9 protein-coding genes are annotated in these 15,506 nt (G+C 43.5%); all 9 read left to right on the forward strand.

Features of this window, described 5'->3' with window-relative positions; genetic code table 11:
• Nucleotides 1-2 precede the first annotated feature (2 nt).
• The 9 genes from KW844_RS13785 to KW844_RS13825 all read left to right on the forward strand — a co-directional run bounded on the left by KW844_RS13785 (nucleotide 3) and on the right by KW844_RS13825 (nucleotide 15,469).
• Complete coding sequence (locus tag KW844_RS13785) at nucleotides 3-1,067, forward strand: M20 family metallo-hydrolase (RefSeq protein ID WP_218377366.1); 1,065 nt, start codon at nucleotides 3-5, stop codon at nucleotides 1,065-1,067.
• Nucleotides 1,068-1,094: 27 nt separating this feature from the next.
• Nucleotides 1,095-2,429: an argininosuccinate lyase gene (argH, locus tag KW844_RS13790; RefSeq protein WP_218377367.1), complete on the forward strand. Its 1,335-nt coding sequence runs from the start codon at nucleotides 1,095-1,097 to the stop codon at nucleotides 2,427-2,429.
• A 156-nt stretch (nucleotides 2,430-2,585) separates the two neighbouring features.
• Nucleotides 2,586-3,518, forward strand: coding sequence for a hypothetical protein (locus KW844_RS13795; RefSeq protein ID WP_218377368.1), 933 nt, complete (start codon nucleotides 2,586-2,588; stop codon nucleotides 3,516-3,518).
• A gap of 58 nt (nucleotides 3,519-3,576) precedes the next feature.
• The gene (locus KW844_RS13800; protein WP_218377369.1) at nucleotides 3,577-4,167 is read left to right on the forward strand and encodes a hypothetical protein; all 591 of its coding nucleotides are present in this window, start codon (nucleotides 3,577-3,579) and stop codon (nucleotides 4,165-4,167) included.
• 140 nt (nucleotides 4,168-4,307) lie between these two features.
• Nucleotides 4,308-5,651 carry a choice-of-anchor I family protein gene (locus tag KW844_RS13805; protein WP_218377370.1) on the forward strand — a complete coding sequence of 448 codons (1,344 nt, stop codon included), beginning with the start codon at nucleotides 4,308-4,310 and terminating at the stop codon, nucleotides 5,649-5,651.
• Between the two features lie 342 nt (nucleotides 5,652-5,993).
• A complete protein-coding gene (locus KW844_RS13810; RefSeq protein ID WP_218377371.1) occupies nucleotides 5,994-9,611 on the forward strand; it encodes a DUF5977 domain-containing protein in 3,618 nt (1,205 codons plus the stop codon).
• A gap of 262 nt (nucleotides 9,612-9,873) precedes the next feature.
• Entirely contained in the window at nucleotides 9,874-14,055 is a 4,182-nt protein-coding gene (locus KW844_RS13815; protein ID WP_218377372.1) for a DUF6443 domain-containing protein, read from the forward strand.
• 5 nt (nucleotides 14,056-14,060) lie between these two features.
• Nucleotides 14,061-14,522 carry an Imm26 family immunity protein gene (locus KW844_RS13820; protein ID WP_218377373.1) on the forward strand — a complete coding sequence of 154 codons (462 nt, stop codon included), beginning with the start codon at nucleotides 14,061-14,063 and terminating at the stop codon, nucleotides 14,520-14,522.
• 137 nt (nucleotides 14,523-14,659) lie between these two features.
• Nucleotides 14,660-15,469 (forward strand): hypothetical protein, encoded by an 810-nt coding sequence (locus tag KW844_RS13825; protein WP_218377374.1) that lies wholly within the window; start codon nucleotides 14,660-14,662, stop codon nucleotides 15,467-15,469.
• Nucleotides 15,470-15,506: the final 37 nt, after the last annotated feature.

A 15,506-nucleotide genomic window follows, 5' to 3' on the forward strand; every position in this document is an offset into this window, starting at 1 on the left:
CTATGTGGAACGAAAAACTATATGATGTTGCCGTGGCTCTGCTGAAGCAGATGATTGCGACGCCGTCATTGAGTCGTGAGGAAGACGGTACAGCTACGCTGATCAGCGAATTCCTCACCGCTATGGAGATACCGCATGAACGGCATCTGAACAACATCTGGGCGCTTAACAAGCACTATGATACCGCTAAGCCCAATATCTTACTTAATTCCCACCACGATACGGTAAAGCCTAACCCGCAGTATACCCGCGATCCTTTTAGTCCGGATGTGGTGGACGGTAAATTATTCGGCCTGGGTAGCAATGATGCCGGTGGCTGCCTGGTGAGCCTGATCGCCACTTTCCTGCATTTCTACCATCGTTCCGACCTGCAATACAACATTATTTTATCTGCCACGGCAGAGGAGGAAATCAGCGGCAGCAACGGAGTGGAGAGCATACTCGACAAACTCCCTGCTATTGATTTCGCTATTGTGGGTGAGCCTACGCAAACGCAGCTGGCAGTAGCCGAAAAAGGCTTGCTGGTATTGGATTGCACCAGTACCGGTAAAGCGGGCCATGCTGCCCGTGAGGAAGGCGAAAATGCTTTGTATAAAGCGCTGCCCGACCTGCTGTGGTTCCGTGATTACCGTTACCCTAAGGTGTCTGACACACTGGGGCCGGTGAAAATGAGTGCTACGGTGATCAATACTTCCAACAAAGCCCACAACGTGGTGCCTGCGGATTGTACTTTTGTGGTAGATGTGAGAGCAAACGACCAGTATACCCTGGAGGAACTGCTGGACATCATCCGGGCAAACGTGCAATGTGAAGTAAAGCCGCGCAGCCTGCGTATGCGTCCTTCTTCCATCCCGATGGACCATCCGTTTGTACAGGCGGGCATTGCTGCGGGTAAGACCTGTTATGGGTCACCAACCACATCTGATCAGGCGTTGATTCCCGCCACGAGCGTGAAGATGGGCCCGGGCGATTCCGCCCGCTCTCATACAGCCGATGAATACATATATCTCTCCGAAATAAAAGACGGAATAGATAGTTATATAAAATTGCTGGAGGCTATCAACTGATAGCGCCGGCGCAGAAATTTCTGAATTATGAAATTGTGGCAAAAAGATAAGACAGCACTGGATGCAGTAGAGAAATTCACCGTGGGTAAAGACCGCGAGATGGATGCCTACCTGGCACCTTTTGATGTACTCGGTTCTATGGCGCACATCACCATGCTGCAAAGCATTGGTCTGCTGGAAGCGGAAGAACTGACCGTACTGAAAGCAGAGCTGCGCAAGATATACGAGGAAATCCAGGCAGGTGACTTTGTGCTGGAAGCGGATGTGGAAGATATCCATTCACAGGTGGAACTATTGCTCACACGCCGTTTGGGTGAAGTAGGCAAAAAGATCCACAGTGGCCGTTCCCGTAACGACCAGGTGCTGGTGGACCTGAAACTGTATCTGCGCCATGAGTTGCAGTTGGTGGTGGAAGAAGTGAAATCCCTGTTCGACTTGTTGCAAACGCAGAGCGAGCAATATAAAGACAGGCTGATGCCGGGTTATACGCACCTTCAGATTGCGATGCCTTCTTCTTTCGGTCTTTGGTTTGGTGCTTATGCAGAGAGTCTGGTAGATGACCTCACTATGTTGCAAGGCGCTTACCGCGTAGTAAACAAGAACCCGCTTGGCTCCGCTGCCGGCTACGGTTCTTCGTTCCCCCTTGACCGTGAGTTGACTACTTCCTTGCTTGGCTTCGATTCTCTGAACTATAACGTGGTATACGCCCAGATGGGACGTGGTAAAACCGAGAAACTGGTAGCGTTTGCGCTGGCAGGCATCGGCGCTACCCTTGCTAAAATGGCGATGGATGCTACTTTATTCATGAACCAGAACTTTGGTTTCATCACTTTCCCGGATGAGCTGACCACTGGTTCCAGCATTATGCCACATAAAAAGAACCCGGATGTATGGGAACTGATTCGCAGTCACGGTAACAAACTGCAGGCTTTGCCGAATGAAATCGCGATGATGATCACCAACCTGCCATCGGGCTACCACCGCGACTTGCAGCTGCTGAAGGAAAATCTTTTCCCTGCGTTTAAAGCGCTGAAAGATTGTATCAGTTTGTCGAAGCTGATGCTGGAAAACATCCGCATCAAGGAGAACATCCTGGAAGATGATAAGTACCAGTACCTGTTTAGCGTAGAGGTGGTGAATAACCTGGTATTACAGGGTACGCCTTTCCGTGAGGCTTACAAGCAGGTGGGTATGGATATCGAGAAGGGAACTTTTTCGCCTGCTAAAGAGGTGAATCATACACATGCAGGAAGTATTGGGAATTTGTGCACCGCGCAGATTGCGCAGCAGATGGAGGAAGTGCTGAAAGGGTTTAAGTTTGAAGGGGTGGATAAGGCGCTGGAGGGGTTGCTGAATAGCTAATATTAAGTTTAAGTTTTTGATATAGGGAGAAACCGGGCAATCTGATTGTCCGGTTTCTCTTTTTTGTGATGATCTTTTCTTGATTGTTTGTGTGATAGAATTTGATATTAAATGTTGTAGTATTGCCGGGCCAATTTTAGTTTAACCTATACTAATATGAAAAAAATATTATTATTTCTGGTTGTTGTGTTAATCACACGTGCTGTAGCTTATTCTCAGAGTAATAGCTATTATGAAACGGTTGTGACCTTTCCTAAAGATTACAAGGTAGGGGATTATAAAACATTTGTTGTAGCTACCCCATATGGGCATGGGGCAGGTGGATATTATGAGGTTTCTATCTCTTATGTGCGTGGAAGCATTGCTGCTGCCGCAACGCATTTATTTAGTTCTTCTCACTTTAATCCAAATATTTGGAGAGAAGCCGGAAGAATAAACGATAATCCATACTCCTATGGTAGCACGAAGGCATTTACAGTGGATGTAAATACAGAGACATATAGTTCAAGGATTCGCCTTAGGGCCATTTCTGTAGAAGGCGATATTGCTACAGATCTGGTGGTATATGTGAAAGTTAGAGCTATTGGCATTCTTACGAACTGGGGGCCAGTAGATGAATCTGGCATCGAAAGTTCCCAATTATCGCTTGCACCTATGACTACTGAATGGAATTTATGGGTGGGCAATCCATTTAATCAGGAATCGGCAAAAGTCGCTTTAAAAGCGGATGTAAATGGTAATGTCGGAATCGGCACGCTATCTCCTAAGGAGAGACTTTCCGTTAACGGCACAGTGCTTGCCAGAAAAGTCAAAGTAACTGCGTCAGAATGGCCAGATTATGTATTTGCCAAAGACTATAGTTTACCATCTCTTCTGGAAGTAGAAAAATACATCGGTGAGCATCAACACCTGCCTGGGGTGCCTTCTGCAACAGAAGTGGAGAGAGAGAAGGTAGATCTTGGTGCGATGAATGAAATACTTTTACGCAAAATAGAAGAACTGACATTGTACCTGATTGAGGAACGTAAGGAGCGGGAGGCACTTAAAGCGGAAGTGGAAAAGCTAAAGAAAGTTCAGGATCATAAATAATAGATGAACGTTGTGAGAAAAAGTCCTAATTTCCCTCACAACTTATAATTACAATAGGATGAAGAGGATAATTATTTTCGGATTGGCGTTGATAGCGTTATGGGGATGTCAGCAAAAGCAACAGCACCAACAGGCAACACAAGAAGTGAGTGAAACTGCGGTTACAGCAGCTCCTGTAACACTGCTGGATAGCCTTACATTCGGCTATGTTACGAATGTCTCTAATGCCGATGATTTGAAAATGCTGATGTTGTATGATAAAACACCGGAGCAGTATCGTCAGGATAGCATATTGTATTTTACAGCGGTAAATAATTTTTTTGCAGCTGACAGTAGTGTACTGGATCAGCTGATGGCGTTTGAGGGGGATACAACCAGGTGTAACTGGATTGCGGCTCCCAGTCCGTATTCCTCGTATTCAGCTATCTGGTTTCTGGATCTGAATAAATCAAACGGGGCGAAGCTGTTAATGCATGCTTACATTATGCGTGCGTGTGGTGGTCCTGCTGCGATACCTAACGCATCTGCTACAACGGAGGTGTTGTTGGATAAGTTGGATATGAAGAAGATGGTGCAATGGGTGAAGGCGAATCAAGGCATAAGCCGTGAGCAGCTTTGCAAAAAGTATAAACTGGCGTTTGGCGTTTAGCAGTTTACTGAAAAATAATCATACTAGTCCCGGTGGAATATTCCATTGGGACTTTTTGTTTCTTAACAATCACATAACTTTTTGTTAATCCCCATGTAATAGTACTGTTCTATGTTGCGCTCCATTAACCAAAATGCGAAATGAACTATAAAAAAATCCTACCTGTACTCACGGTAATTGTAGCGCTGTCCTGTAAAAAAGATCATCCCGAAGAATTTTATGTACCTGAGGACCCTGCCACTTTTTCGGAGATTGGCTCCATTGATATTGGTAACGAAGGTGCTGCTGAAATTTCAGCATTTGATCCTAAAACAAATCATTTGTTTGTGGTGTATAATGCTGAAGATGATAACGGTGTTTTCCTGAACCGCATCGATGTGATTGATTTAAAAGATCCTGCCAAGCCGGTAAAACTAACTGAAATCGCCGCTTCAAGTTATGGTGGATATGTAAATAGCTTGTCTGTAAATAACGGTTTGCTGGCAGCTGCTATAGAATCTACCGTAAAACAGGAGCCTGGGAAAGTGGTTATTTTCAAAACCAGTGATAACTCTTTGGTGAAATCCATTACTGTTGGTGCTTTGCCGGACATGCTTACTTTTAGTCCTGATGGCCGTTATATTTTATCGGCCAATGAGGGAGAACCTAATGCTGCTTATACCAATGATCCGGTGGGTTCTATTTCTATCATTGATGTACAGAATAACTATGAAGTGAAGACGATCGACTTCAGTGGGTTTGAATCACAGAAGGCCACACTGATGCAGCAGGGCTTGCGGGTATTCGGTCCTAAGGCTACACTTGCACAAGACATGGAGCCGGAATACATAGCTGTTGCTGATGATTCAAAAACTGCCTGGGTTACCCTGCAGGAAAATAATGTAATCGCCACCATTGATATCGCCGCTAAAACTATTAAGGCTATTAAGCCATTGGGTTTAAAAGATTATAATGTAGATGCAAATGCTGTGGATGTGAGTGACAAAGATAATGTGACAGATTTCAAGAAATGGAATGTAAAGAGCATGTATCAGCCGGATGGTATTGCCGTATTGCATAAAAACGGCGTTCCCTACCTTTTTACAGCCAATGAAGGTGATGTGCGGGAATATGATGGCTTCGAAGAAGCGAAGCGTGTAAGTGCCCTAAAACTGAATCCTGCCGCCTTTCCTGATGCGGCTACCTTGCAGGGGCAAACTATGCTGGGCCGGTTGAACGTTACTACCACGTTGGGCGATACGGATGGTGATGGGTTGTATGAACAACTGTATTCCTTTGGTGCGCGCTCATTCAGTGTATGGGATGGCAATAGTGGTACGCTGGTATTCGACAGTAAAAATGAACTGGAAGTACGTGCCAAAGCGGCTTCGCTGTACGATGATGCACGTAGTGATGATAAAGGTGTAGAACCGGAAGGGTTAACGCTTGGTGAAGCTGGTAAGAAGAAGCTGCTGTTTGTAGGCATGGAGCGTGCGATGCAATGAGAAGGATAATTTAGATATTGACTGTACCTATTGTTCAGACCGAACCTGTCCATAATCTGATATCGATTAAAGTTTATTCTATTAGTTAACCTGTTTTGTGGGCGTTTTGTATGCTTACAAAGTGGGCTGTTTATTTTCTATACCATGCGAAAGTTTTTTAGTGTGTTGTTGGCATTCTGCCTGTGGAATATGCTTGCAAATGCGCAATCCAGTGGATTGAAGCCGCCACAGCTATCCAATTTTATTCCTGTATCTCCTACCCCTGCTTCTCTTGGAAAGTTTGGAGAAGTGCCTGTGGGATATTATACAGGTATCCCAAGCATTAGTGTGCCCCTGCATACGATGAATTTAGGAAAACTAAATATTCCGATCTCTCTAAATTATCATGCAGGCGGAATAAAAGTAGAGGATATTGCGTCTTGGGTAGGTTTGGGATGGGCGCTGAATACCGGTGGTATCATCAATCGCCAAACAAGAGGTTTGCCCGATGAGGAAGTGGGTGGATACCGGACATCCTATGCACTGGTGTATAAGCATATGGATGGCAGAATGAAAGATGACGAAGCCAGACTTTACTTTAGTAATATCACCACTGGTACTCAGGATGCAGAGCCTGATCTCTTTTCCTACAGTACTGCGAGCGGTAGTGGTCAATTTTATTTTGATACAACAGGGCATTTTCAAACGATCCCGGCTGATGGCACGCGTGTGGAAATGACAGCCGACAAAAGTTTTGTAATTACGGATACACAAGGTTACCAATATTGGTATACCAAGAAGGAGCTCACCATAACGGAACTAGTCATGGATAATACGTTGGGTGATCAGAATACTTCTACCACAACGTGGTACCTGACCAGTATTGTGAATCCGCTGCGAACGGATTCAATTACTTATGAGTATGACCCAACCACTCTGTCTAATCGGGCGAATGCAGGTGATACAAAATATCTTAATGAGGAGGATAATGATCCTAAGTGTGATCCGAAATTATATACCCATACAGAATCCCGTTCTCAAATACGTGGCTGGCGGCTGAAGAAGATCAACTTTAGTGAAGGTTTCATTTCTTTCAATGAACAGGCTGAATACAGGAAGGATTATACGTCAGATAAAGCATTAGCCTCAATTGAAATTAAGAGTAACGATGGCGTATATTATAAACAATATGTGCTGCGTCAGACGGCTGTGATGTCGTCAGGATATTCAGGAGGAGCTGCTTCTACTGCTCCTTTTTACAGGCAATATCTGGATAGTATCGAAATTATATCCAAAGCAGGGAAAGAGGCAAGTTATGTCTTTGACTATACAAATCGGGAAACCCTTCCTCACCGGTTCTCTAACGCGCAGGATTATTGGGGTTTTTATAATGGTAAAACAGAAAATACCAGCCTGATTCCTACGGTGTATTATACCAACCCTTTTACTGGTGCCGTATTGATTGAAAAAGGTGCTGACCGCGCTGTAGATGCCGTTGCAGCGCTGGCCGGTACGCTGAAATCCATCAAATATCCAACGGGAGGTAAAACCGTGTTTGAGATGGAAAACAATACCAGCTATACGAATAATCCTTACATGCGAAAGATCATTGGTTCCGGATATTTTATTATTCCTGTGAGCCTGGATCCAGCCTCACAACGTAAATGGGATACGACCTTTACAGTTACTGCGCCCACTACCCTCTCGGCTACAGTGGTGGTGCCGGAACGCTGTAAAAATCCGGCTATTGGTTGTCCTGTCACAAAAATCTGCGGTCCTGAAGGTGGATGTGGAACGTTATCATCCGGTAATTTTCAGGTGAAGGCCGGTACTTATCGGGTGACGGTTGATCTTACAATGGATGTTCCGGAAGATCTGATTAGGAATTACCGTTGTAATTTGTCCTGGCTGATCTATGCATCTACCTCCGATAGTGTAAAAGTGAATGCACCAGTGGGTGGATTGAGAGTGAAGCGCATCTATGATACGGATGGTATGGAGAATATTGTTAATGATAGATATTATACTTACGTTGATGGCAGTGGAGATATATCCAGTGGTCTTATTCAGACATTTCCCATTTATAATGGGAGTATCGCCCGACAAAAGATATTTCAGGAAGGGACGGGGAATAACGGAAGCCCATTCTATTATGAAACCTATTGTAAATATAGAATTTTTAGTTCTTTCAGTAGTGTGGCCATGTTAAGTACTCAGGGAGCTCCGGTAGGTTATAAATATGTGCAGGAGTATTATGGACCCAAAGGAGTAAATGGTAAGAAAGAATTGACATTTACTGCTTCGGATGAGTATCCGGATCTAATAAACCCCAATTATCCTTATCCACCGCCGACATCCCATGACTGGCAACGAGGCAATTTATTGGAAGAAAAGACATTTAAATACAATGCTGAAGCAAATAAATTTGAAATAGTAAAGGATAAGGTAAATCGTTATGAGCTGAGTGAGTCCATTTCCGTCGTTCAGGGAATGAAACTGACGCAGGGGTTGACTGATTATTTAGGTGATGATGCCTGGATACCCGGTAGTTATGAAGTATCCTATTACAACACTGAGTCGGGATGGTTTCCGCTAATAAAAAGTGAGACGACCACTTTTGATACGGATAAGCCGGAAAACCATTTACAGGAGTCTGTTTTTTACAGCTATGATGATGCCGGTGTGACTTTTCAGCCAGTAACGGTTAAACGATTAAGGAGTGGTGGCGACAGCTATATCACGAATTACAAATTCCCGGGACATTTTAATACTCCCCAGCCAGCTGGCAAGCTGGCAGAAGCGATGAAATTGCTCCTGCAACTGAATATCGTGGATAATCCAATTGAGACCACTATTCAGATACAAAAGAATGGAGAGCAGGCGATTAAAACGTTAATGTCTACTTTTACTTCTTATAAATCAAATTTGCCACTACCTGATACTACCTGGACTACTGAGTTTGGAAAGCCTGTTGCAGATTTTGTACCTGCCTATTTTAATACGGCAGGAGAGCTTTTGATAGATAAAGCTTATAGGCCGCAACTGGTTACATCTAAATATAACTCTTATGGTAATATTATAGAACAGCTGGAAGTAAATAATGCACCGGAAGCATATTTATGGGCCTATAAAAACAAGTGGCCAGTTGCTAAGGTGGTAAATGGAAATTATAGTCAGATTAGTTCTTTAGTGGATATAGGCGCATTGGAGGCCTCTTCAGATGATACTTATATCCGTCAGGAGCTCAATAAGCTAAGAAATGGCACTGCAAATAGTCTGGCATTGATGAGTACCTATTCCTACCTGCCTATGATTGGTAAAAGTAGTGAGACCGATCCCGCTGGTAAAACAACCTACTACGAATACGATAATATGCAGCGCTTGCAGGCCATCCGTGATCAGCATCAAAAAATACTGAAGCTGTATTGCTACAATTATGCCGGACAACCTGGTTTATGTAATGGATTATTGGTAGGTAATGCCTTGCGTTCTCAAGCATTTACTAAACAATGTGAGCCCGGCTATACAGGTTCTTCAGTAGTGTATACGGTACCTGCCAACAAATGGGTGGCTTCCACACAGAAAGCTGCTGATAGTCTTGCTGATATTGAGATACAGACAAAAGGACAGGCCTATGCAAATGAAAAGGGTATATGTGATCCTCCAGGTCCATATGTGCGTCTGCGTTATGTTAATCAAACCAGTAATGGAGCATATGTGTATGCAGATGTAGTGGTAGATTTTTATGCTGACAAGGCAAAAACCATTCCGATGAATGTATCAAACCTCGTCGTTAATTACCGGCGATTCCGTCAAAGATGTGATCTATCTACCACCAACACTACCAATTTCTCAAAGGTTTGTACGGGTACATCTTTTGTACTGGAAAGAACAGCAGAGCTTAACGGGGATCCGAATGAAGCAGGTTTATGCTGGCTAACAGAATATTCGCTGCTAGCGGGAACAGGTTACACGCTATGATAACACTTCTTACTAACCACTTAGTTTAATATAAATGCTTAGGCAATATAAATTCTTCTTCACTTTTTTGTTTTTGCTTGCAGGCACTCATTCTCAAATAGCTGCTCAGGTCGTTCCTGCCGGCACAACAGTGCCTGCCGCTACACCGCAACAGTTGCCGGTACCATATCAAAAAGCTACAGGCAATTTTATTCGTACATGGGTCCCGGCTTACCCATCCAGTGATGCAGCATCGATAACAAATGCAAGTTTACCGGCCAGCATGGTACAGACCTCCACCTCATACATTGATGGGTTGGGCAGAACCATCCAACGGGTATCAAAAGGCATTAGTGCCGATGGAAATGATCTCGTATCACCAGTGATATACGATGCATTTGACAGAGAGCAGTATAAATATCTTCCTTATGTCCCATCTGCTGACATGCCAGCATCCGGACAAATGCGCCTGAATCCCTTCCAGGAGCAACAATTGTTTTATAAAGATCTGTCAAAGAATCCAGGAGCAACTAACGAAACGATCTATTATGAACAAACAGACTTTGAAAATTCACCACTTGACCGCGAACTAGCCACTTATCAACCGGGTAACAGCTGGGCTAAATCTGGAGGGAATAAAAGTAGTTCCATTCAGTACCTCTCCAATATTGCTACTGATGAAGTAGTGAACTGGCAAATACCAGCCAATAGCGAGATACCGATTGCCGTGGGAAATTATCAGTCTGGTGAATTGAAAAAGCAACTAACTATTGATCCACAGCAATTGCAGAGAATCACCTTCTATGATAAGGAAGGAAAGGTGATACTTAAAAAAGTACAACAGGAGTCATCCGCCAGTACGGGCCATACCAACTGGTTATGCACCTATTATATTTATGATGATCTTGATAATCTCCGCTTTGTCATACCTCCACTTGCAGTAGCAAACATTGTGGCCAATTGGAATGTAACTGCTGTTGCAGATGAACTTTGCTTTCAATATGCTTACGATGGCCGTGGACGTGTAATAAAAAAGAAAGTCCCAGGCGCCGCTGTTACTGAATTTGTTTATGATACCAGAGACCGGGAAGTATTCAGACGTGATGGCTTACTGAAGCAACAACAACAGTGGCATGTGACCTTTTATGATGCCTTAGACAGGCCAGTTGAAACAGCGCTCTATAATAGTAGCGCAAATAGGGAGGAACTGCAGCAACAAATGGATGCTGTAATCGGTTCGACTGGTACCTTGCAGTATAATATACCACCGGTAGGTGACCTGGTTACAGCTATCAATGATAGAAACGTTTATATAGCATCCAACTCAATACAATTAACATCCGGATTCGAAACCAGAGATAATCAGGATGCAACCTTTCTGATTGAAACACAAGGAGCAGAGAATATTAACCTAACCATTTCAAATCCACTTCCTGCAATACTGGGGGTACAGCTTACCCCACTCACATTCACTTTTTACGATATTTATAGTTTTGCGGGTGTAAAACCGTTCAATATTAACGATGCCGGAAAACCACAACCGGGTATCAATCCGTATAAAGAAAGTATTGTTAAGAGCGACCTCACCAAAGGAAAATCAACGGGTACTAAAACCCGTGTACTAGGTACCAATACATGGCTTACCACTACCATTTATTATGATGAGGATGGAAAAACCATTCAGACAATATCCGACAACAATCTGGGCGGCACAAATAGTGTTACAACGTTATATGACTTCAGTGGAAAAGTGTTAAGTACGTTCGAACGGCAAACGAATACGGTAGATCCTGCCGCACTAGAACAAACGATCCTGACCATTAACACTTATGACCATGGGGGCCGGCTATTAAACATCAGCAAGAAGCTTAATGATGATGAGACTACTTTGCGTACGGTAGTAGCAATGGATTATGATGAATTAGGACAGCTGACCGCTAAAAATCTGGGTGTTAATGAAACTGGGGTACCCGTTGAACCAATCACATATGAGTATAATTTGCAAGGTTGGTTAAAGTCAATAGGCAAGGAATATCTGGCTGGCAATTCAGCCGCCCATTTTGGCATGGAGATCAGCTATGACCAGAACTTTTCAGTACCTCAGTATAATGGTAATATCGCAGGGGTAAAATGGAGAGGTTGGAACAATGCCGATATCCATTCCTATGGCTTTAGTTACGACAGGCCAGGCCGAATTGCCATGGGCAATTATTTGACGCGGCCATTTGGAGGAGGAGAGTGGTCGGCCACTGCCATGGATTTTACTTTTTCCGGTATCACTTACGATGCCAACGGTAATATCAAAACAATGAGGCAGCGTGGGGTGGATATGGGGCAGCCCGTGGATATAGATAATCTTACCTATACGTACTTTGACAACAGTAATAAAATTGTTGCAGTGACTGATGCAGCAGGAACACTTAGCAAACTGGGCGACTTCAAGGATGGAAATAAAGTAGGAAATGATTACAGCTATGATGTGAATGGTAATCTGTCAAAAGACCTGAACAGGAAAATAGACACCATCATATATAATTACCTGAATTTACCGGAAGAGATAAAGGTAAATGGCAAAGGAATTATCAGGTATCAATATAATGCTGCCGGAGAGAAACTGCGTAAAACAGTTGCTGAAAACAATAATAAAATTTCAACTACTGATTACCTTGGCAGCAGTGTGCTGGAAAATGATGTGCTGAAATTTATCGGTCATCCGGAAGGGCGTATAAGATTAGTGCGTAATACCGGTCAGGCGATAAAATATGTGTATGACTATTTTGTAAAAGACCACTTAGATAATACACGACTGGTTGTTACAGAGGAGCCGGCCACGGCGGTGTATATGGCTTCTATGGAAACAGCTACTGCCGGTACAGAAGAGGCGTTATTTAGTAATCTGCCAGAAACCAGGGTAGCCCGACCAGTTGGGTATCCGGATAATGCTGTTGCAAATAAATTTGTTTCGAAACTCAATGCCGGTGGAACCGGTAAAAAGATTGGACCATCGCTGGTACTAAGAGTGATGGCAGGAGATACTGTCAAAATTGGCGCACAGGCATTTTATAAATCTAGTGGTCCTAAGGAAGGAAAGGATGCTACTCCGGAAAACATGTTGGCCGACTTGTTGTTATCATTGAATGGTAAAGCAACAGGCAGTCAGAATTTACATGGCGCTACAGTCAATAGCAACGGTCCAATAAACAGTAACTTTTATAACAATGACTACCAGCGTTTAAGGGAGAAAGGGACGGATCCTGATCAATCCAATCGGCCGCATGCTTATCTCAATTATGTATTGTTTGATGACCAGTTCAAACTGGTCGAGTCCAACAGTGGCGTTAAACAGGTAGCAGCTACTGCCGATGAAATCCAGACATTGGCGGCAAATATTGCCACCATTGAAAAGAGCGGATTTTTGTATGTTTATACCAGCAATGAGAGTGCACAGGATGTCTATTTTGATAACCTTTCCGTTACACAGTCCAGTGGAAGGGTAATTGAAGAAACCCACTATTATCCGTTTGGTCTGACAATGGCAGGACTTAGCTCCAGTGCATTAATGGGCGACCAATATCCGATTAACAGGAGGAAGTATAATGGTAATGAACTACAATCTAATGAATTCAGTGATGGTTCCGGTTTAGAGTTATATGATTTCAATGCCAGGACTTATGATCCGCAGTTGGGTAGATTTATTCAGATAGATCCACTGCTGGAAATGAATCAGGAAGATGTAACGCCTTACCATTTTGCACTGAACAACCCAGCGAGGTTTAATGATCCGGATGGTAAAATATTACCCGTATTAATTCCATTGATCCCAGTTATAGCCGATGCGGTTATTACGCTGGGTGCCGCGGCCGGACTTACAATGGTGGCCTCAAAGGCTATAGACAAGGTTAAGGATGTCGATTTCGACTTCGACCTTGGTGGCGTTAATTATGTGCCAGGTAGTCCGTTTGGTCCGTATTCAGCATTGCCACAGTCTTCTATCAGGCAGGCGGGAGGTACTAATGGAGCAAAAGCACCTGCACCAAAAGCTCCTGCTGCGAAAGGACCTGCTGCGAAAGCACCTGCCGCGAAAGCTCCTGGCAAGACACCGGCAAAAACTACGCAGCCGGCCAAAGGTAAGATAACGCATCAGACTTACAAGAAGGAAAGGCCGGATGGAAAAATATACACAGGCAGAACAAGTGGAAAAGGAACACCTGAGGAAAATGTAGCCAAAAGGGATCAAAATCACCATATGAGTAAGGAAGGTTACGGTCCTGCGAAATTGGATGAATCCTCGGATAATAAAAATGCAATCAGAGGACGTGAGCAACAGAATATTGAGGCCCGCGGTGGTGCTCAAAGCGAAGGTGGGACATCAGGCAATGCGATAAATGGTATCTCTCCTAAGAATCCTAATAAAGATAAGTACATAGATGCTGCAAATAAAGAATTTGGTAAGCCCAAAACTTAATAATTATGGCAAAACAAAGAATAACAGCCGGTGCTGTTTTGAAAATACAATTACCATGTGGTAAAATTGCATATGGAAGAATCTTGGGAAAAGCAAATTATGCATTTTACAATTATTTTACTGACATAGAAGAGACGAATATAGATGTAATCTGTAACGCACCAATATTGTTTATTCTGGCAGTTTATAATGATATTATTACATCCGGGAGATGGATCAAAATTGGGAAAAAGGAATTGGAGCCTTTTTTTGATGTACTACCAATGAAATTCATTTATGATGATTTAGGTGAAAGATATAAATTATATAATCCTATAACCGGAGAAATCAGTCCTGCCAGCCTTGAAGATTGTCTTACGCTAGAGACCGCAGCTGTTTGGGACGCACATCACGTGGAAGGGCGCCTGTGTGATTATATCAACGGTGTACCCAATGAAACATATGAGAAGATGCGCCCAGGAAAATAGAAACATAGCGTTAGCAATTTAAACGTCCTGATATATTTAAGTGAAAATGGCAGGCATTTCGGTCTGCCATTTTCCACTATGCTTTTAATTTTTTACCTATGCTCCAAGTAACACAAAAAATTATTACTTGCCTTATTGTGGGCTTAATATTAAGTATCACTGCTAAAGCACAAACTGATCCTACCACCTTTATCAACCGTGGCTACTTCGACAGCAGCCAACGGGATAACTTGTCTTCCAATGGCGTATACGGTATAGGCTATACGGGGTTACACACTTCCAGCATGTTCATATTCAACATGCCTGGTACATCCACCGGCAGCCTTCAGTTGGAGGCCTTCTTTTGGGGAGATCTGAAATACCGTAATAAGGTAGATGACAAAAGCTGGTCTACCTGGAATAAAATCGCCACCGCAAACGTAGACCTTTGGAACCTGGATGCAAATAGAAATCAACGTTATTATTTTGCAGCAGGTGGTACAACCTACATTCAGGGGTATGGCAATAAGCCGTTTCAGGTTATGAATAGTGTTGGGGCCAGTATTCTGACTATTGGCGCGAATGCGGAGATGTCCATCGGTACACAGCCGGTAGCTGGATATAAATTAGCGGTGGCTGGTGCTATCCTGGCGGAAAAAATTAAAGTAAAAGCAGCCGGCAACTGGCCTGATTACGTATTTGAAACGGGTTATGAGTTGCCAACCTTGCAACAGCTGGAAGCCTTTATCAAGATCAATAAACATTTGCCAGGAGTGCCTTCTGCAACTGATATGAAAAATGCGGATGTTGATGTACTGGAGCTGAATGCTACCTTGCTGAAAAAAGTAGAGGAACTCACTTTGTACCTCCTGCAACAGCAAAAGGAAATCGGAGCCATCAGGGAAGAGAATGTAAGCCTGAGGCAGGAATTGGAAAAAATAAAAATATCTCTTAATAAGGGCAGATAACATCTCCCTAAAAGCAACAGTAGCAGTCATTACTGCT

The organism is Chitinophaga sp. sic0106, from assembly GCF_019219075.1.
GTDB lineage: Bacteria > Bacteroidota > Bacteroidia > Chitinophagales > Chitinophagaceae > Chitinophaga.